At 34.0% G+C, this 18,700-nt stretch carries 21 protein-coding genes and 1 riboswitch; of the genes, 16 read left to right on the top strand and 5 right to left on the bottom strand.

The window, feature by feature from the left end; translation table 11 throughout:
- The first annotated feature begins 6 nt into the window (after nt 1–6).
- The 5 genes from ccsB (at nt 7) to B5V89_RS07860 (ending at nt 5,947) form a co-directional block, all read left to right on the top strand.
- Entirely contained in the window at nt 7–1,215 is a 1,209-nt protein-coding gene (gene ccsB, locus B5V89_RS07840) for a c-type cytochrome biogenesis protein CcsB (protein ID WP_066228759.1), read from the top strand.
- A 100-nt stretch (nt 1,216–1,315) separates the two neighbouring features.
- Complete coding sequence (locus tag B5V89_RS07845) at nt 1,316–2,032, top strand: response regulator (RefSeq protein WP_108071345.1); 717 nt, start codon at nt 1,316–1,318, stop codon at nt 2,030–2,032.
- Complete coding sequence (locus B5V89_RS07850; protein ID WP_108071347.1) at nt 2,029–3,801, top strand: ATP-binding protein; 1,773 nt, start codon at nt 2,029–2,031, stop codon at nt 3,799–3,801. The genes B5V89_RS07845 and B5V89_RS07850 overlap by 4 nt, the downstream gene beginning before the upstream one ends.
- Nucleotides 3,802–4,076: 275 nt before the next feature.
- Entirely contained in the window at nt 4,077–4,919 is an 843-nt protein-coding gene (locus B5V89_RS07855; RefSeq protein ID WP_107957840.1) for a M23 family metallopeptidase, read from the top strand.
- A 90-nt stretch (nt 4,920–5,009) separates the two neighbouring features.
- A riboswitch (FMN riboswitch) is annotated at nt 5,010–5,155 on the top strand.
- A 219-nt stretch (nt 5,156–5,374) separates the two neighbouring features.
- Nucleotides 5,375–5,947, top strand: coding sequence for an ECF transporter S component (locus B5V89_RS07860; RefSeq protein WP_107957842.1), 573 nt, complete (start codon nt 5,375–5,377; stop codon nt 5,945–5,947).
- A gap of 36 nt (nt 5,948–5,983) precedes the next feature.
- Here B5V89_RS07860 and B5V89_RS07865 read toward each other — a convergent pair whose 3' ends face one another.
- Nucleotides 5,984–6,235 (bottom strand): ferredoxin, encoded by a 252-nt coding sequence (locus tag B5V89_RS07865; RefSeq protein WP_107921437.1) that lies wholly within the window; start codon nt 6,233–6,235, stop codon nt 5,984–5,986.
- 217 nt (nt 6,236–6,452) lie between these two features.
- On the opposite strand from B5V89_RS07865, the gene B5V89_RS07870 reads away from it, so the two are divergent.
- The 5 genes from B5V89_RS07870 (at nt 6,453) to B5V89_RS07890 (ending at nt 10,757) form a co-directional block, all read left to right on the top strand.
- On the top strand, nt 6,453–7,505 hold the full coding sequence (locus tag B5V89_RS07870; RefSeq protein ID WP_108071348.1) for a YpbB family protein: 1,053 nt from the start codon (nt 6,453–6,455) through the stop codon (nt 7,503–7,505).
- 2 nt (nt 7,506–7,507) lie between these two features.
- On the top strand, nt 7,508–8,959 hold the full coding sequence (locus tag B5V89_RS07875; protein ID WP_425319826.1) for a RecQ family ATP-dependent DNA helicase: 1,452 nt from the start codon (nt 7,508–7,510) through the stop codon (nt 8,957–8,959).
- The gene (locus B5V89_RS07880) at nt 8,956–9,543 is read left to right on the top strand and encodes a CPBP family intramembrane glutamic endopeptidase (RefSeq protein ID WP_108071352.1); all 588 of its coding nucleotides are present in this window, start codon (nt 8,956–8,958) and stop codon (nt 9,541–9,543) included. The genes B5V89_RS07875 and B5V89_RS07880 overlap by 4 nt, the downstream gene beginning before the upstream one ends.
- Before the next feature lie 19 nt (nt 9,544–9,562).
- Entirely contained in the window at nt 9,563–10,189 is a 627-nt protein-coding gene (locus B5V89_RS07885; RefSeq protein WP_108071354.1) for a LysM peptidoglycan-binding domain-containing protein, read from the top strand.
- Between the two features lie 115 nt (nt 10,190–10,304).
- Entirely contained in the window at nt 10,305–10,757 is a 453-nt protein-coding gene (locus B5V89_RS07890) for a DUF2663 family protein (RefSeq protein WP_066228735.1), read from the top strand.
- Between the two features lie 8 nt (nt 10,758–10,765).
- On the opposite strand, the gene B5V89_RS07895 is transcribed toward B5V89_RS07890, so the two are convergent.
- The 3 genes from B5V89_RS07895 to B5V89_RS07905 are packed head-to-tail and all read right to left on the bottom strand — an operon-like array spanning nt 10,766 to nt 11,856.
- Nucleotides 10,766–11,335, bottom strand: a complete 570-nt coding sequence (locus B5V89_RS07895) for a manganese catalase family protein (protein WP_066228731.1) — start codon at nt 11,333–11,335, stop codon at nt 10,766–10,768.
- 31 nt (nt 11,336–11,366) lie between these two features.
- Nucleotides 11,367–11,657 (bottom strand): spore coat protein CotJB, encoded by a 291-nt coding sequence (locus B5V89_RS07900; protein WP_108071356.1) that lies wholly within the window; start codon nt 11,655–11,657, stop codon nt 11,367–11,369.
- Nucleotides 11,638–11,856 (bottom strand): spore coat associated protein CotJA, encoded by a 219-nt coding sequence (locus B5V89_RS07905; protein WP_066228725.1) that lies wholly within the window; start codon nt 11,854–11,856, stop codon nt 11,638–11,640. Before B5V89_RS07905 ends, B5V89_RS07900 begins: the two co-directional genes overlap by 20 nt.
- A gap of 186 nt (nt 11,857–12,042) precedes the next feature.
- On the opposite strand from B5V89_RS07905, the gene B5V89_RS07910 reads away from it, so the two are divergent.
- The 4 genes from B5V89_RS07910 (at nt 12,043) to B5V89_RS07925 (ending at nt 15,910) form a co-directional block, all read left to right on the top strand.
- Nucleotides 12,043–12,675 carry a CBS domain-containing protein gene (locus B5V89_RS07910; RefSeq protein WP_108071358.1) on the top strand — a complete coding sequence of 211 codons (633 nt, stop codon included), beginning with the start codon at nt 12,043–12,045 and terminating at the stop codon, nt 12,673–12,675.
- Between the two features lie 130 nt (nt 12,676–12,805).
- Nucleotides 12,806–13,357 (top strand): adaptor protein MecA, encoded by a 552-nt coding sequence (locus tag B5V89_RS07915; RefSeq protein ID WP_108071360.1) that lies wholly within the window; start codon nt 12,806–12,808, stop codon nt 13,355–13,357.
- A 212-nt stretch (nt 13,358–13,569) separates the two neighbouring features.
- Nucleotides 13,570–14,847 carry a Glu/Leu/Phe/Val family dehydrogenase gene (locus B5V89_RS07920; RefSeq protein WP_108071362.1) on the top strand — a complete coding sequence of 426 codons (1,278 nt, stop codon included), beginning with the start codon at nt 13,570–13,572 and terminating at the stop codon, nt 14,845–14,847.
- A 103-nt stretch (nt 14,848–14,950) separates the two neighbouring features.
- Nucleotides 14,951–15,910, top strand: coding sequence for a YpdA family putative bacillithiol disulfide reductase (locus tag B5V89_RS07925; protein ID WP_066228714.1), 960 nt, complete (start codon nt 14,951–14,953; stop codon nt 15,908–15,910).
- A 64-nt stretch (nt 15,911–15,974) separates the two neighbouring features.
- Here B5V89_RS07925 and B5V89_RS07930 read toward each other — a convergent pair whose 3' ends face one another.
- A complete protein-coding gene (locus B5V89_RS07930) occupies nt 15,975–16,946 on the bottom strand; it encodes an asparaginase (protein ID WP_181294262.1) in 972 nt (323 codons plus the stop codon).
- Nucleotides 16,947–17,057: 111 nt separating this feature from the next.
- Here B5V89_RS07930 and prsW point away from each other — a divergent pair, with 111 nt between their 5' ends.
- Both prsW and sleB read left to right on the top strand, forming a co-directional pair.
- Nucleotides 17,058–17,762, top strand: a complete 705-nt coding sequence (gene prsW, locus B5V89_RS07935; RefSeq protein WP_066228709.1) for a glutamic-type intramembrane protease PrsW — start codon at nt 17,058–17,060, stop codon at nt 17,760–17,762.
- Between the two features lie 138 nt (nt 17,763–17,900).
- Entirely contained in the window at nt 17,901–18,698 is a 798-nt protein-coding gene (sleB, locus tag B5V89_RS07940; RefSeq protein ID WP_425319827.1) for a spore cortex-lytic enzyme, read from the top strand.
- Nucleotides 18,699–18,700: the final 2 nt, after the last annotated feature.

An 18,700-nucleotide genomic window follows, 5' to 3' on the forward strand; every position in this document is an offset into this window, starting at 1 on the left:
GCGATTTTGTCTGACTTAGTTAACGTGAGCAGTAACTTTCTATATGCTGCATTTATACTTTATTTAATTGGTACTTTCTTTTTCGGAGGTGCCATTCGCCAAAAAAAAATACATGGAAATGAAGATAAACCTAATCGATGGGGAAACATTGCCATTTTCGTCGCCATTATCGGTTTTATTTCTCAATTAGTCTATTTCATTTTACGGTGGATTGCATCGGGTCATGCACCTGTAAGTAATATGTTCGAATTTGTTACATTCTTTGGGATGATGCTCGTCGCTGCATTTATCATTATTTATTTTATTTATAAAACACCTGTACTAGGTTTGTTCGCTTTACCAATTGCATTGCTTATCATTGCATTCGCTAGTATGTTCCCAGGTGAATTAAATCCGCTTGTTCCTTCTCTGAAAAGCCATTGGCTTTATATACATGTGACGACAGTCGCTGCCGGGGAAGCGATTTTGGCAATTAGCTTTGCAGCCGGCTTAATTTACTTAGTAAAAGCAATTGATCAAACTAAACGGAGCGCTCGTACAGTTTGGTTAGAAATTGTTATGTTTGCCTTAATTGCTGTACTAGGCTTCGTTGTATGTTCAACAATCTTTTCGGCAATGGATTACAAAGCTTCCTTTAATTGGGTTGATAAAAAGGGAGTTGCAAAGGTTAATGAGGACGGAATGGTCTATCATATGCCAGCATTAGTAGGTCCTCATAAAGGTGAATTGCAAACAGCAGATCGATTTGAACCGTTGTTCCATGTTCCAGCGATTATTAATGCTTTAAAGTTAAATACAGTAATCTGGTCACTAATTACTGGTATTATCATCTACTTGTTAATTAGGCTTATTTTTAGAAAACGAATCGGTGCGATATTACAGCCAATTACGAAAAACTTAAAATTGGACTTTGTAGATGAAATTAGTTATCGTTCGGTCATTATTGGGTTTCCGGTTTTTACACTCGGCGGTCTAATATTTGCAATGATTTGGGCACAAATTGCTTGGAGCCGTCCTTGGGGATGGGATCCGAAAGAAGTTTGGGCACTTGTTACATGGCTTTTCTATGCAGCGTTTCTGCATTTACGTTTATCAAAAGGCTGGCACGGTGAAAAGTCCGCGTGGTTAGCAGTTGTTGGTTTTGCGATTATTATGTTTAACCTTGTTGCAGTAAACTTAGTTATCGCAGGATTACACTCCTATGCTTCTAATTGATTTTGGCTAGTTTGAGTAATAAAATAAAGTAAGGATGACAACTTAAAGCCTTCACATGCGTGAAGGCTTTTTCACAAAAAATATAAAGGGGAAAATATATATGGATTACGAAGCAAAAATATTAGTTGTTGATGACGAAGATCGTATTCGTAGATTATTGAAAATGTATCTTGAACGGGAAAATTATTATATTGAAGAAGCAGGTGACGGTGAGTCAGCTTTACAAATGGCACTGGAACATGATTATGACTGCATTCTTTTAGATTTAATGATGCCCGGGAAAAGTGGTATAGAGGTTTGTAAAGAACTAAGAGAGAAAAAGGCAACACCTGTAATTATGCTTACAGCTAAAGGTGAAGAAGCTAATCGTGTGGAAGGCTTTGAAGTTGGAACAGATGACTACATCGTTAAGCCTTTTAGCCCAAGGGAGGTCGTCCTCCGCGTAAAAGCATTATTAAGAAGATCTTCGACTACTAGCTTTTTGAATACGGATACAAAAACGAAAGATATGATTGTCTATAATCATTTGACGATTGATAATGACGCCCACCGTGTGAGTGCAGATGGCAACGAAGTTAATTTAACACCTAAAGAATATGAACTATTATATTTCTTAGCCAAATCACCGGATAAAGTATTTGATCGGGAACATTTATTAAAAGAAGTGTGGCATTATGAATTTTTTGGTGACTTAAGGACTGTGGATACTCATGTAAAACGACTACGGGAAAAATTAAACCGTGTATCCGAACAAGCAGCTAAAATGATAGTTACCGTATGGGGAGTTGGTTATAAATTTGAGGTCACCTCAGAATGAGGTTATGGAAAAGCGTTGTCGGAAAACTCTGGTTAACTATATTAGTATTAGTATCTTTTGTTTTATTTATTTTGACCATACTATTACTGGAGTTTTTCGAGAATTATCATGTGCAGCAAATTAAAGATAATCTAACATATACTGCACAAAAAGTAGCAAATATCGTTGAGACTCATGCGGGAGATGACATTGGCAAAGAACTTGCATTAGAATTTGTTGATAAATCAACAAAAGTAATGATTGCCTATGATAAGGATAACGTTTATTATTCCCCCAATATTCATAAAAACGATAAAATATCACCAATAACCATTTTAGAGGATCCAACATTTACTAGTGTTTATAATCAAGGGCAGACGAAGATTAAAGAATTTTCAGCCCCGAAAAATAAATCTAATAATAGGTATGAAAATGTAATTGTGGCATCCGCTCCTTTACATATTCGACAAGGTGAAACTGGAGCAATATTTATTTATCGCTCTTTAGATGTGTTGCAAGAAACCACTAATCAAACAACGAAATTAATTTTATTAGCGGCAGGTATTGCAATTATTTTAACTACTGGATTTGCTTTCTTTTTATCCACTCGAATTGCTGCTCCATTAAGAAAAATGCGTGAAGCAGTTTTTGAAATAACAAAAGGAAAATTTGATAAAAAAGTTCCAATTCTTACCCATGACGAAATTGGAGAGCTTGCAACTGCCTTTAATCAGATGGGAAAACAATTAAAATTTAATATGAATGCATTAAATCAGGAAAAGGAACAATTATCAAGTATTTTAAGTAGTATGGCCGATGGGGTACTTACTTTTAATCGTGATGGTACGATATTAATAACGAATCCACCGGCAGAACGATTTCTTCAACAGTGGTATAAGGAACAAGGTGAAAATGGCAACTTCTTACCGCCAGAAGATTTGCTTCTCCAAAAAGTGCTTGAAACAGAAATGGAGAAAACAGATGAACTGACAATACAAGGAAGGACGTACGTTGTCATTGTCGGTCCTTTATATAACCAAGATAGTGTTCGTGGAGCGGTTGCGGTTATACGAGATATGACAGAGGAACGTAAGCTCGATAAACTGAGGGATGATTTCATTGCTAATGTGTCACATGAATTGCGGACTCCAATTGCGATGCTTCAAGGATATAGTGAGGCAATCATTGATGATATAGCAGCATCTGAAGATGAGAAGAAAGAGTTTGCCAAAATTATTTATGATGAAACGTTACGAATTGGAAGATTAGTTAACGAATTATTAGATTTAGCAAGAATGGAAGCCGGCCATATTTCTCTATATAGAGATGAAGTCGAGATTAAACCATTTATTGAAAGGGTAACGAATAAATTTTACGGTTTAGCAAGAGAGAAGCATGTTAATTTATCTTGTGAAGTGAACTCGACTACTGAATCAGTTTTTATAGATCCGGATAGAATTGAACAGGTTTTAACAAATCTTATTGATAATGCCATTCGTCATACATCATTAAATGGTTATGTAAAAGTCAAATTAATTGATCGTACTAACGGAATCGAAATAATGGTAGAGGATAATGGGTCCGGAATTCCCGAAGAAGATCTGCCATTCGTGTTTGAACGATTTTATAAAGCGGATAAAGCAAGGACAAGAGGTAAATCCGGAACCGGATTAGGGCTAGCAATTGCGAAAAACATTGTGGAAGCGCATGACGGGAAAATCTCCGTTAAAAGCATAGTGGGACAAGGAACGACATTTTCCTTCTTTATACCTAAAAATGTGAAACAATGATGATGAATGCTGACGAGAAATCTTGTTTCATGAGAAACATTTACTACATAATTGATAGCAAAAGCGCAAAATATTGCGCTTTTTTTTGTTCTTTTGTATAAAATTTCCCAATTAGCATAAAATAAGTTTTGCTCTAGCAAACTTAATATTGGCATTTTATTCTAGCCTCATTTCAATTGCATTACGTTTTGATTTCAAAAAGTGGGCTAGGTTCTAAAAAAAAACAAGCAGTCATATTAGTTTTTAGCAAGAGTTTTTATTTGAGGAGGAAAAATATGCTTGACTTTTTAAAAAGAATACTTATTGTAGCTTTAATGGCAATTTGTGTAGGTCTAATTCTAATTGGCGGAAGAGCCGAAGCGGCTGAAAATAGTATAAATAAAGAAACAAATGAATGGACTTTCCCGGCAAAAGGTGAAATATCCGACGTATTCGATTCGCGTGGTGGTATACATAAAGGTTTGGATATTGCGGGAAAATATAAATCCGGTGTTTATGCAGTTGCAGATGGTAAAGTGGTTCGTTCTTACTATTCCGGGTCATATGGAAATGTTATTTTTATTCACCACGATAACGGATATGAGACAGTTTATGCCCATTTGAATAAACGAATTGTAAATGAAGGCCAAAAGGTAAAAAAAGGAGACAAAATCGGTTTGATGGGTAATACCGGGCAATCGACAGGCATACATCTCCACTTTGAAGTACATAAAGGTAAATGGAAAATTCATAAGGAAAATGCGATTGATCCTTTTTTAGTATTTGGTAAAGGGGAAATAGGGCAATATGTTTTTGCTTTAAATCATGATCCGTATGGCGTAGTTAATGTATCTGGAAAATTAACGGTAAGTGAAACAAAGACAAATAATGCGGCTAGAGCATTTATTGGAAAAAATATAGAAAAACCTAAACAAGTATCGAAATCAAGACAAGAAAAATATGAAGTAGGCAATAAGTTGAAAAACGAGAAAGTATATGTCGTCAAGTCAGGGGATACATTGAGTAAAATTTCCCGATTCTATCATGTTTCAATCCAACAACTAAAATCATGGAATGAGTTAGAAAATATTGATCTCATCCATCCAAAACAAAAAATCATAATAAAAGCAAATAAATAACAATGGAAAGAATATAAAACATTGAAATCAAAACAAATCGCTTCACAAAATAATGTATTTAAGATATAATTTACATGTAAAAATAATATGATTCGTCTTCGGGGCAGGGTGAAATTCCCGACCGGCGGTAATGAAGCTTTTTTAACATGCTTATTAGCCCGCGAGCCTAGAAATTTTGGGCAGGATTTGGTGAGATTCCAAAGCCGACAGTACAGTCTGGATGGGAGAAGATGGAGGTGCCGGTATTCATAAATGCAGGCTTGGATAGTTATGTTCAAAATACTTTTGAAGCTGTTCAAAAGTAAAATTTGAATTTATTCAAAAATTGCATTTTTGAATATTATTTGAGCATGCCATTAATTCTCCCTCAAGGTAATTTCCTTGGGGGTTTATTTATTGTATGCTTAAGGCCACTTTCTTCTGACATGAGATGAATCTCAAAAGGAGAGAGAGAGTTGAGAAAATTACGTTTAAAGGAATTTGTTGGTGTTGCCATGTTGAGTAGTGTGGCATATGTTCTAATGTTCATTAAGTTTCCTGTACTGCCAGTCTATTCATATCTAACCGTTGATTTTAGCGATATACCCGCATTAATTGCAGCACTCATTTTTGGACCTATCGGAGCAATAATAGTTGAAGTGATAAAAAATTTATTAGATTACTTAACCCATATTAGTGATGTAGGAATTCCAATCGGGAATGTAGCTAATCTTATCGCTGGACTCTTATTCGTACTTCCAACTTATTTTGTTTACAATCGTATGAAAACAAAAATAGGAATGACATTTGCTCTAATTATCGGAACCATTATCATGGCTGTTTTAATGAGTGTGCTCAATTACATCATTATTCTTCCTGCTTACTTAGCATTGTTGCATATTGATGTTGGAAATGTAAAGGATTATATCGTGGCTGGTATATTGCCATTTAATCTTATAAAAGGGGCATTAGTTACGATCATATTTATGCTTATATTTGCAAAAATGCAAAAGTGGATCAATAAACAAGCCCAGATTAATAATATATAAAAAAGAGCAAGTGCATTATTACATGCACTTGCTTTTTTAGTCTTCAAATTTTAAAGGATTTCCATCAAAAGGCTCGTCCGCTACTTTTATAGAGTCAGTAGGACAGCCTTCGAAAGCATCAATCATATCATCCTCTAAAATATCGGGGATTTCTACTACACCTTTATTTTCGTCTAAAATGACATAAGCGATACCTTCATCGTCGTAGTCATAAATATCCGGTGCCGCAGCTCCACAAGCACCACAAGCAATACATGTATCTTGATCAACAATTGTATATTTTGGCATATATGTGACCTCCTAATAATCTATATCATTCATTAACCTTTAAAATGACCATTACATCCTTCATTATAATAAAACTCATTACAGTACTTTTCAATAGATAAGGATTAAAATAAAGTTTTTAATTTTTTATGCGTCTCATTTGTAAGCAATAATATTAACAATAATCAACACTTTCATGATAAAATTAGACATAAAAAGACAAAAGGGGTAAAAACAAATGACGTTTTTACAAGCCTTAATATTACTGATGTTAAAAAAATTAAATGGATCACGAACAGTATTTTCGATTTATCATTTGTTAAAAGGGAAAAAATCATCTCAAACTATTCAGGATGCTCACTTATTTAGAATCGGACAGTTTTTTCAATTCTTTCCCCCTTTAAAAAGAAGAACATTTGATGCTGCCGTTCAAGATCTTAAAATAAAGGGTCTAATTAGAGAAACGGAACTGAATAAATATACTGTAACACCCGATGGAGAAAAAGAACTGAACACTTATTTTAACCATCGACCAATTCCACAATATTTTAATGGGCTAAAATACCAAGATATCGCTATCGTTTTCTGGAAGCGGCTAAATTTATTAATACAAGTTTTATCAAATGCTATTTATAATAAAAAAAAGTATTACCCAATTCAAAGTGATGTAGAGGTTCAAAGGTGGGTTAAGTCATTCCTGAAAAGTCAAAAAAGCGACAAAGAACACCAAGCAAAACAGCTTTATCAGGAATTAACTTCCATCTTTTCTAATAACCCGCCCGAAGATCCTTTGCTTTTTATCATTCGTTTAACTGGCCAAAATCAAATTGGAATGACGATGGATCAAGCAGCAGAGCATTTCTCCCTAGATAAATATGATTATTGGTTTCGTTATTTGTTATTAATTCACTATATAATAGATACTTGTATAAATGATAAAAAGCAATATCCGATATTGTATACGTTATTGTCAGATAAATATCGCAATATACCACTTACAAATTCCACATACGAAACATTTTTATTAATAAACAAAGGTTATAATGTCTCTGAAGTTGCAAAGAAAAGAAAGTTAAAGGAAAGTACGATTCAAGACCATATCGTAGAAATTGTTTTAAACAATTCTGATTTTGATATTTCACCGTACTTGAATAAAGAATTAGAGCAAAAAATTATAAACGTTTCCGAGAGAATTTCACCCAAAAAACTGAAACCAATTAAGGAAACAGTCGGAGAAGTTACATATTTCCAAATTCGATTAGCTCTCGCAAAACAAGGGGAATGGGAATGAAAATAAATTTATATGACCATTTAAATAAACGGTTTGGCTATGATATGTTTCGGATTGGACAAGAAGAGGTCATTACTTCGGTTTTGGAAGGAAAGCATACATTAGCTGTTCTGCCTACCGGAACAGGAAAATCATTATGTTATCAACTTCCTGGTTATTTGCTTAAAGGTATTGTTATTATTGTCTCCCCCTTACTTTCACTAATGCAAGATCAAGTTGAACAGTTAAAAATAAACGGAGAAAAAAGAGTTACCGCATTAAATTCTTTTTTAGAACCGAAGGAACGAAGACAAATTATTCATTCACTACAAAATTATCGATTTATATACACTTCTCCTGAAATGTTAACGAATAACGAAGTATTACAAAAACTAAAGCAAATGGATATTTCGCTTTTTGTCGTAGATGAGGCCCACTGTATCTCGCAATGGGGCCCTGATTTCAGACCAGATTATTTAAGTTTGAGTACGATACGATCCGAGCTGAAAAATCCAACTACCCTTGCATTGACTGCTACAGCTACGGAAGATGTTAGAGCCGATATAATAAAACATTTAAATTTAGACGATGTAAATCAATTAATATATTCTGTTGACCGTCCGAATATTGCACTAGTTGTAGAAGAAACGACCAATTATAATGATAAAGTTAAAAAGTTACTACAATTTGTAAAACAACTGCAAAAGCCGGGAATCATTTATTTTTCTAGCAAACGGTTAACAGAAGAAATGGCCGCTTTACTAAGAAATAATGGAATTGCTCAAACGGCTGCCTACCATGGGGGAATGGATAGAGAACAAAGAATATTAATTCAACAACAATTTTTACATAATCAATTACAAGTCATTTGTGCAACAAGTGCATTCGGGATGGGCGTTAATAAAGAAAATATTCGTTTTGTTATCCATTTTCATATGCCTTATCAACTGGACTCATATTTGCAAGAGATTGGACGAGCAGGAAGGGACGGTAAAAAAAGTATTGCCATACTTTTGTATTCACCGGGAGATGAATTTTTACCATTACAAATCTTTGAAAATGAATTACCGTCGGATGATCAGATTGAACAATTTTTTTTATTAAATAAGAATAGTAATGAGGCATCGCTACTTAACTTAACAGAAATACAATTGCGGTTTTTAACCTATTATCAAAAGAAGTATGATAAGAGTGTAGTGGAAAAACGTGTTAAACGGATTCGTGATTTTCGTGTGCAATATAAACAAAAAAAATTAAATGAAATGGTAAAATGGGTAAAATCTACGACATGTCGACGCGAAGGTATTTTACGATACTTTCAGGAACGGAAAGTTACGAATGTAAAAGATTGTTGCGATGTTTGCGGTGTACATATCGAAAATTATCAAACTGACATTCCGGAAACTATTGAAGGTCAAAATGAAAATTGGCAATTATTGTTGAAGAATTTATTATTAAGAGGCGATAAAGAATGAAAAGAAATAAGCAAGCCGAAATCATTAAACAGTTAACAAAAGAGGAATTATCTTTTCATTTATATATCACTCAATTAATCCTAGTAGTCATTGCAATGATTTCGTCCTTCTTTTTATTTAAAGACTTTTCGTCTTTTTTAACTTTATTTCAATTAAATTCATCTATTTTTACACTTGGGATAACAAATGGAATTGCTATTGTTGTTTTAGATGTTGTTTGTATGAAAATACTTCCCGATCATTTTTACGATGATGGCGGAATTAATGAAAAAATTTTTAAGAATCGTTCTATTTTAGAAATTGCCTTTTTGGCTGCTGTCATTGCAGTTTGTGAAGAGCTTCTATTTAGGGGTGTTATCCAAACACACTTTGGTTTAATTATTGCAAGTGTAATTTTTGCAATTGTTCACATTCGGTATTGGGGACATTGGTTTTTAATTGTGAATATTTTACTATTAAGTTATTGGCTCGGACTTGTATATGAATGGTCTCAACACAATTTGATGACAACGATTATGATGCATTTTACAATCGATTTTATATTAGGACTCATCATTAAATCTAAAAATAAAAACATGGAATAAGGGCTTGGTGGTGAAATATATGACGACAGATCCTTATCGTGATCAAGTTGAACGATTAAGAAAAAGAATTGATAAAGTTTCCGTAGAAAATTATTCGGAATCGAAACAGTTGAATGAAAAGTCAACTGAAACGTTACCTTCTAGAAGCGAAGTACAACGACAACGAAATCAATCAAAAAAGAAGAAAAAAAAGAAATTAAAGTTCCCTTTATTAAGGATATTATTAGTATTTTTTATATTACTGCCGATTGCAAGTTTGTTATTCTATACTGATTTGTTAAAAAAGTCGCCTTTCCCGAGTTCAACAGAAACTTCTACTGGTAATGAGTTTTCTTATGAAATAGAAGACTCTGGTACTAATACAGATAAACCCCAGGAAAGCAAGGATCAGGAACAAGAAGTCGCGGATTTACCTGATGAACAAACAATTGATAAAGGGCAAAAAATAGAAAATGGAGAGACACAAAGCAATTCAGAGCAAGATTCGAAAATCGTCTATCATACTGTGCAAGCGAATGAATCGCTCTACAGCATTGCGATGAAGTATTATCATTCCGAAGAAGGAATCGAAAAAATAAAACAATGGAACCACATAACGAATGATGGAATAATGGTAGGACAAGTGTTACAAATTCATTTACCATAGCGTATACCTAGACAGAAAAAAGATAGCATTTTTTTGCTATCTTTTTTCTGTCTAAGGATTGATTTTATGACATACATTATGGACTTGCTCATAGAATTTTAATGGGGGGATGGTTATGGATTCATCAATTGTATCTTTGAAACTTACAGATCAAGCGACAAAGCAAATGTTGCAAAACTTAGTCGATCGAAAGTTAAAATTCGATAGACTTAAACAACGTCATATTATTTTGCTATGGATAAGTGTACTATATAGTTTTACTTGCCTTTATTTTTTATACTACTTCATTTTAGAACCTTACTCTTATTCCTTTGCGGATATATTTTCTATTATCGTCGGTGAAAATAATCATCTATTTTTTCTTTTTATTGCTATAGGGACATTTGGGGCAACAAAAGTGTTATATGAAAAAAAGGAAAAAGCAGAAAAAGAGTATCACGAGTTAAGATGTGAGATTATCGATCGAAGCAAAGATTTATGGAAAAATGAAGCTTGGAAATCTAGAAATGTTGTATTTGAAATGATGAAAGAAAAATATAATATTAATTTATATCATGAAAGTAAGTAACAATGATACTAAAAAAATCTCTTTTTCCCTTTTTCTTCTTTAAGAATTTCAACTGCCTCTCTAAATCGTAGGGAATGTACAATTTCACGTTCTCGCAGAAATCTTAAACTATCGTTAATATCTGGATCATCGCTCATATTAATAATCCATTGATAAGTTGCTCTTGCTTTTTCTTCAGCTGCGATGTCTTCATAAAGATCTGCAATCGGATCTCCTTTTGCTTGAATGTATGTTGCGGTCCAAGGGACGCCGCCAGCATTTTCGTAAAAAAGGGCTTTATCATGATTCGCATAATGAGCACCAAGACCTGCTTCCTTCAATTGATCTGGGGTAGCATCCTTCGTAAGTTTATACACCATTGTTGCAATCATTTCTAAATGTGCAAACTCCTCGGTTCCGATATCTGTTAATAATCCGATGACCTTATCAGGAATTGTATACCTTTGATTTAAATAGCGGAGTGCAGCGGCTAATTCTCCATCAGCCCCTCCGTATTGTTCAATTAAAAATTTAGCAAGCATAGGGTTACATTGGCTCACCTTTACCGGATATTGGAGTTTTTTCTCGTATACCCACATTAGCAAAATTCACTCCTTCAAAATAAATTTTTTATACTTGCCATGGCCATGGAGCATTTTTCCAATCCCAAGGAGCTTGTGAATAACTGTAGCCAAAACTTGTTAAGGCCCCAAACTGTTTTTCAAACTCTTTTTTTGCTTTCTTACGTTGTTGAGTAAATAAATTGTACTGCTGAATAGCATCTTGGTCACCAGGATGTGTATCTAAATATAAAGTTAGTTCGACAATGACAAAATCTAAAACCTGTAATTCTTCCAGCATTTTGTAATATTCAGGAGGTACTGGTTTTGGCACTTTTCTTTCACTCCTTTGCTCTTTCATATGGACTAAAATATGGATCATATAACGGTTGCCACAATGTTCCCTTTCGTAATGCTTCTTGTGGTGTGAATTGTGGTAAATTGGGTGGCTGAAAATCTATATATAAGTTAGGCGGTGTTGAAAAAGTTTTTACTTTTATCGGGGGACAAGGATCAAATGGGCTTATATAAGGTTTATAGCTTTTGTAATACGTAGGCATAATTCTCCCTCCTAAATTTGTCATCATTTAATTTTATGGAATAATATTGTCCATCATGTCAATAATCAAATTAATAAAAACGCCATTGTATTTTTCGTCAAAAAAAAATTTATCTTTTAAAGGGTATTTTTCGAATAATGTTGAAATATACATGCATGGTGGATTAATTTAATGAGGTGATTACATATGTTTGCGAAAAATATAATGATTCCTAAATCTCGCTGTTTTTATGTGAATGCAGAAGATACAATCGAACATGCTTTACAGGTGTTAAGGTCAAAAAAGGTGGACGGACTACCGGTTTTAAGTGGGGATGAGTATGTTGGAATGATTACTCATTATCATATTTATAAAAACTTTTTTAATTCCGAAATACCGAAGGAAGAATTTTTAAAAACAAAGAAAGTTAGTGAAATAGCGACACATCAAGAGATTTATTTTCAAGGGACCGAAATCTTCGAAAATACATTAGTTGCGTTAAAAGACTTCCCTTTATTTGCGGTCGTGGATGAAGCAAGGAAATTTTTAGGTGTCGTCACTCGATTTGATGTCATAGAGCAATTCCAAAGTGCATTTGGAATTAAACGTCCGGGGATTCGGATCGCATTTAGCTCTGTCGAGGTCGAAGGACGTATTGCGAGATTAGCTAATATTATCCAACAATATCATGAGTCGGTAATATCACTAGTTACTTTTGATGAAACCGATAAATTAGTAAGAAGAATTATTTTAAAAATCGAAAAACGTGATAATATCGATAAATTTATTAACAGTTTGGAGGATTCCGGTTTCCGTGTTTTAAATATTACTGAAGACTAACGAATAAATAGAAAATCCACCTTGTGTTTTATTGGGAGGATTTTTTATCATTACGTCCCGATTTTTAAGTGAACCTTCTTTTTTCGCTCACATAGTATGGTGTTAGAAGCCATATCAGGGGGCGGATTTAATGAAATTAGAACGAATATCTCAAAATAAAATTAAGTATTCGATTACTTTCGAAGAGCTTTTAGATAAAGGGTTGCATGAGGAAGAATTCGAATCATTTATATGGTATGAATTGTTTGATGAAATGGTGGAAATTGCTAAACAGAAATATCAATGTGATATACCGGATACCATCTCAATTGAAATCTTTTCGTTAAATTCCAGTGAGATCGTTTTAATATTAACTATGGACGAACTTTCCCTTCAAGAAGAAAATCAATCAAAACCACTTCTCTCGACAAAAAGTTGCTATTCTACCTTTATTTTTGAATCGATTGAAGACGTCATCGCGCTTGCATTTCATTTGGAAAATCTTCAGTTGCAGACGAATAGTAAATTAATTTTATTCGAAGACCAATACTTTTTAATTCTTCCGTTTCAACAACCTGTTTCGATCATTTGCGAGGAATTTGGAGAAAAGACGAATTTGTCGGTCTATATGCTCGAGGAATATGGAACAACCATTATTGATCACGATGCACTACAAATACTAGCAAACTATTTCAAACGTTAAAATAGTGTGAAAAATGACCTGTTACAGAAATTCATGTTCAGGTCATTTCTATGCTTTAATAAAAACTTTTGATGAATCTCCAAACGTTTGAGAGCGTTTACAAAAAATCGAAAAAGTATCCTCATTTATCTTGCATAAATACAGTAAAAGTGTATACTATGTCTGAAAGCATGAATACTTAATACCGATTGATTTTTAGGAGGTTTGCAACAATGGCAGCCGAGACGGGTGCAGATAATCAAGTTTTAGAAGAGAAACATGATGTATTAAAGTCTACACAAACAGTAATTCACAAAGCACTTGAAAAATTAGGTTATCCTGAAGAAGTTTATGAATTATTAAAAGAACCAATGCGCTTATTAACAGTGAAAATTCCTGTACGTATGGATGATGGTTCGATCAAAATCTTTACAGGTTACCGTGCACAACATAATGATGCTGTTGGTCCAACAAAAGGAGGAATTCGATTCCATCCTAATGTTACTGAAAAAGAAGTTAAAGCATTATCAATATGGATGACATTAAAATGTGGTATTGTTAACTTGCCGTATGGCGGAGGAAAAGGCGGAATTATTTGTGATCCTCGTGAAATGTCGTTTCGTGAGCTAGAAGCTTTAAGTCGTGGTTATGTTCGTGCTATAAGTCAAATCGTAGGTCCTACGAAAGACATACCAGCTCCGGACGTATTTACAAACTCGCAAATAATGGCATGGATGATGGATGAATACAGCAGATTGCGTGAAAACGATTCACCCGGATTTATTACCGGTAAACCACTCGTGTTAGGTGGTTCTCACGGACGTGAAACTGCAACTGCTAAAGGTGTTACTATATGTATTCGTGAAGCGGCTAAAAAACGCGGAATTAACCTTGAAGGCGCAAAAGTTGTAGTTCAAGGATTTGGTAATGCTGGAAGCTTTTTGTCTAAGTTTATGCATGATGCGGGTGCTAAAGTAATTGGGATTTCTGATGCTTATGGCGCATTATATGATCCGAATGGTTTAGACATCGATTATTTACTTGACCGCCGTGATAGTTTCGGTACAGTTACAAAACTGTTTGACAGTACCATTTCAAATAAAGAATTGCTTGAATTAGATTGTGATATTTTAGTGCCGGCTGCAATCGAAAACCAAATTACGGAAGAAAATGCACATAATATTCGTGCAAAAATCGTAGTAGAAGCTGCAAATGGTCCAACCACTTTAGAAGCTACACAAATTTTAACTGACCGTGGTATTCTACTGGTACCAGATGTATTAGCTTCAGCTGGTGGGGTTACTGTATCCTATTTTGAATGGGTACAAAATAACCAAGGTTATTATTGGACAGAAGAAGAAATAGATGAAAAACTTGAAAAAGTTTTAGTGAATTCCTTCGAAAATGTTTATAACACTGCTGAAACAAGAAGAGTCGATATGAGACTAGCTGCCTATATGGTAGGGGTAAGAAAATCAGCCGAAGCTTCTCGTTTCAGAGGTTGGATTTAGCACGAACATTGCAGCAATCATAAAAATCTCCTATCATTATAGATGGGAGTTTTTTTATATACTTTACTTAATATTATTCAAAAGGAATTAAGAGGTGGCAGCAATGCAAACAGAAGAGTGTATTATTGTCGGGGGAGGTCCATGTGGTCTTTCAGCAGCAATCGCTTTAAAGGATAAAGGAATTGACCCGCTCATTATCGAAAAAGGGAATATCGTTAATGCTATATATAATTACCCAACACATCAAACATTTTTTAGTTCGAGTGAGAAATTAGAAATTGGTGGAGTTCCATTTATCAACGAAAATTTAAAGCCAAGACGAAATCAAGCATTAACGTATTATCGAGAAGTTGTAAAAAGAAAAAACCTACGTATCAATCGATTTGAAAAAGTTGAAACGATAACAAAACAAAATGATGAAAGTTTCATCCTTACGACAAGTAAAAAAGAATACACTGCGAAAAATGTAGTAATAGCAACGGGATATTATGACCATCCAAATTATATGAATATACCGGGGGAAGATTTAGAGAAAGTTTTTCATTATTTTAAAGAAGCACACCCTTATTTTAATACAAATGTAGTCGTTATAGGTGGGAAAAATTCTGCCGTTGACGCAGCGATTGAATTAAATAAAGCAGGGGCAAATGTAACGGTTTTATATAGAGGAGAAGAATATTCTAAAAGCGTAAAGCCTTGGATTTTGCCTGAGTTCGATTCTTTAGTACGAAACGGCCAAATCACTTTAGAATTTAAGGCGGAGCTGTTAGAAATTACGGAAAGTACTGTGAAATATCGCGTGAATGAAGTAGTTAAGGAAATTAAAAATGATTTTGTTTTCGCCATGACTGGATATCATCCGGATCATCATTTCTTACGGGAAATGGGAGTAGCGATTGATCCGTTAACAGGTAAACCTGAATTTGATCCGAATACAATGGAAACAAATATAAAAGGAATATTTATCGCCGGTGTAATTGCTGCTGGTAATAATGCGAATGAAATATTTATTGAGAATGGACGTTTTCACGGAGAACTTATCGCTTCATGTATTTGCCCATAACATGAGCTTGTTAAATATATAAAGACCTGTACCATACGAGGTACAGGTCTTTTGCTAATATTATTTAATGAAACATTTCTTCGATAACTTTCATATCGTTTGTTTGTGAAAGTGCAATTAAAAGCTTTATTCTAGCTTTTTGCCCATTTAAACCATTTGAAAAAATGGCACCTAATTCTTTTAATTGTTTTCCTCCGCCATTATATCCGTAAATGTCTTGAGCAATTCCATTAAAGCATCTTGAGACGATGATCGTAGGAATATTTGCCTCGATTAACGATTTAATTCCCTCCACTGTATCAGGGGGCATATTACCTTGACCTAATGCTTCAATGACGATTCCATCGTATTGTAAATCGAGAATGGAATGAAAAAGTAACGAGTCCATTCCAGCATGGGCTTTTAATAATGCTACTCTTTTTGAAATTTGATCGATATCGTATTTTTCTTTATGGGTAGGGGTATTATGAAAAAATACTCCCTGCTTTGTAATGATTCCAATTGGTCCATACTGAGGACTTTGAAAAGTCGATACATTACTCGCATGTGTTTTCGTAACGTTTTCCGCAGTATGAATCTCATCGTTTAATACAACTAGAACACCTTTTCCTTTGGCATCGTCACATGCTGCAACACGAATTGAAGTGATTAAATTATATAAACCATCGGAACCAATTTCATTACTTGACCTCATTGCTCCTGTAACAACGATAGGTATTTCAAGATCTATCGTTAAATCAAGAAAATAGGCAGTTTCTTCTAGTGTATCTGTTCCGTGTGTAATAACTACCCCTTCAATCTTATTCTGATTCACCTCATCTTCAATTATTTTCTTTAATTGAAGCATTTCTTGCATTGTAATATGTGGAGAAGGAAGGTTAAAAGGTTCCTTAATGATTAGATTTGCTAAATTATTTAAACCTTTTGTCTGAGTTGACAAAGGATTTTCATTTCCGGGTTTAACGGCACCTGTCTCACTATCTTCAAACATTGAAATAGTTCCACCGGTATGCACAACTAAAATGTTTTTTTTCATCAAATATACCCCCATAAAAAAACAAAGCTTTTCCAAATTTTGAATAAAATATTTTCATTCTATATTATACATGTTACGATTAAAAAAACGTTATAGAAAAGAGGACGAAAAATGCTGGTAATATTATCAGCAGGAATAGCACCAGGTTTAGCTTTATTAAGTTATTTTTATTTAAAGGATCAATATGAATTTGAACCAATTCAATCTGTTTTTAAAGCATTTTTATTTGGTGCATTTCTTACATTCCCAATCATGTTTATTCAGCATGTATTAATGACAGAGCATGTATTACAAGGAAATATTTTTAATGCATTTATTAATATATCATTATTAGAGGAGTTTTTTAAATGGTTTATCCTCTATTTTGTTGTGTACCAACTAGGAGATTTTAACGAGCCTTACGATGGAATTGTTTACGGTGCTAGTGTTTCACTTGGTTTTGCAACTGTGGAAAATATTTTGTATTTATTTGCAGATGGCGTATGGACAGCGTTTGGGCGAGCATTATTACCTGTTTCAAGTCATGCATTATTTGGCGTATTAATGGGATATTATTTAGGAAAAGCTAAATTTTCAGTTGATCATTTAAAAAAGAAGAAAGCATTGATCTATTCTTTTTCCATTCCACTAATTCTTCATGGTTCATATGATTATATCCTTTTATCAAAGACGAAATGGATTTATTATATGATCCCATTTATGCTATTTCTTTGGTGGTTAGCATTAAAGAAAGTAAAACATGCCCATATCCTTTCGAAAAATCATCATGAAGTAGTAACGGAAAACAACAAATCAACAATTAATACAATCGGATAATATGTCCGATTGTTTTTTATTATGAAATTTTGAATAAAAACCCTCTTGGAACAAAAACTAGCTTTAATTCTAAATCATTTTATGGAGGGTTAAGATAGAATGAAGTATAACACTTTGTTAAAAGTCATGTTCGTGTTAATGCTTTGTCTCATGACCTTATCACTATCAAGCAAGGAAAAACCTGTTCAAGCTTTTACTAATCAGGTGATACAAAAAGGAGCGGTAGGTGATGATGTAATTGAGTTACAGGCACGTTTGCAAAATATTGGTTTTTACCGAGGGAAAATTGATGGCGTTTTTGGTTGGGGTACCTATTGGGCATTGCGAAATTTTCAAAAGGATTTCGGATTGCCAATAGATGGTCTTGCCGGGTCAAAGACAAAAGCTAAATTAGCAAAGGCTTCAAATTATAATAAGGCATTTGTAAAAGACCAAATTAAAAAAGGAAATGAATTTACTTACTACGGTGGTGTAGATATCAGTAAACAGATTAAACCAAAGAAATCGTCTGCGAATAAAACAACAACAAAAAAACCATCGAATACATCAAAAGTTAGTGCTGCCAATGTTCCAAACGGTTACTCACAAAATGATATCCAATTATTGGCGAATGCGGTATATGGTGAATCTAGGGGAGAACCGTATGAAGGACAAGTTGCAGTAGCTGCTGTTATATTAAACAGAATTGAGAGTTCCTCATTTCCTAATACTGTGTCCGGAGTTATTTTTGAACCTGGAGCATTTACGGCTGTAGCGGACGGGCAAATATGGTTAACACCGAATGAAACTGCAAGAAAAGCAGTTATTGACGCGATAAATGGTTGGGATCCAACTGGTGAAGCTTTGTATTATTTTAATCCCGAAACAGCAACAAGTAAGTGGATCTGGTCAAGACCGCAAATTAAGAAGATTGGAAAACACATCTTTTGTATGTAAAG

Origin of the sequence: Heyndrickxia sporothermodurans, assembly GCF_003055045.1 — a bacterium.
Lineage (GTDB): Bacteria > Bacillota > Bacilli > Bacillales > Bacillaceae_C > Heyndrickxia > Heyndrickxia sporothermodurans.

Bases quoted from the DNA above. Each gene is read 5' to 3' on its own strand.
- B5V89_RS07915 (WP_108071360.1), top strand. From the start codon at position 12,806: ATGAAATTAGAACGAATATCTCAAAATAAAATTAAGTATTCGATTACT.
- prsW (WP_066228709.1), top strand. From the start codon at position 17,058: ATGCTGGTAATATTATCAGCAGGAATAGCACCAGGTTTAGCTTTATTA.
- B5V89_RS07855 (WP_107957840.1), top strand. From the start codon at position 4,077: ATGCTTGACTTTTTAAAAAGAATACTTATTGTAGCTTTAATGGCAATT.
- B5V89_RS07900 (WP_108071356.1), bottom strand. From the start codon at position 11,657: ATGAAAGAGCAAAGGAGTGAAAGAAAAGTGCCAAAACCAGTACCTCCT.
- B5V89_RS07930 (WP_181294262.1), bottom strand. From the start codon at position 16,946: ATGAAAAAAAACATTTTAGTTGTGCATACCGGTGGAACTATTTCAATG.
- B5V89_RS07920 (WP_108071362.1), top strand. From the start codon at position 13,570: ATGGCAGCCGAGACGGGTGCAGATAATCAAGTTTTAGAAGAGAAACAT.
- B5V89_RS07850 (WP_108071347.1), top strand. From the start codon at position 2,029: ATGAGGTTATGGAAAAGCGTTGTCGGAAAACTCTGGTTAACTATATTA.
- B5V89_RS07870 (WP_108071348.1), top strand. From the start codon at position 6,453: ATGACGTTTTTACAAGCCTTAATATTACTGATGTTAAAAAAATTAAAT.
- B5V89_RS07885 (WP_108071354.1), top strand. From the start codon at position 9,563: ATGACGACAGATCCTTATCGTGATCAAGTTGAACGATTAAGAAAAAGA.
- B5V89_RS07925 (WP_066228714.1), top strand. From the start codon at position 14,951: ATGCAAACAGAAGAGTGTATTATTGTCGGGGGAGGTCCATGTGGTCTT.
- B5V89_RS07880 (WP_108071352.1), top strand. From the start codon at position 8,956: ATGAAAAGAAATAAGCAAGCCGAAATCATTAAACAGTTAACAAAAGAG.
- B5V89_RS07890 (WP_066228735.1), top strand. From the start codon at position 10,305: ATGGATTCATCAATTGTATCTTTGAAACTTACAGATCAAGCGACAAAG.
- B5V89_RS07845 (WP_108071345.1), top strand. From the start codon at position 1,316: ATGGATTACGAAGCAAAAATATTAGTTGTTGATGACGAAGATCGTATT.
- B5V89_RS07865 (WP_107921437.1), bottom strand. From the start codon at position 6,235: ATGCCAAAATATACAATTGTTGATCAAGATACATGTATTGCTTGTGGT.
- B5V89_RS07910 (WP_108071358.1), top strand. From the start codon at position 12,043: ATGTTTGCGAAAAATATAATGATTCCTAAATCTCGCTGTTTTTATGTG.
- B5V89_RS07905 (WP_066228725.1), bottom strand. From the start codon at position 11,856: ATGCCTACGTATTACAAAAGCTATAAACCTTATATAAGCCCATTTGAT.
- B5V89_RS07895 (WP_066228731.1), bottom strand. From the start codon at position 11,335: ATGTGGGTATACGAGAAAAAACTCCAATATCCGGTAAAGGTGAGCCAA.
- sleB (WP_425319827.1), top strand. From the start codon at position 17,901: ATGCTTTGTCTCATGACCTTATCACTATCAAGCAAGGAAAAACCTGTT.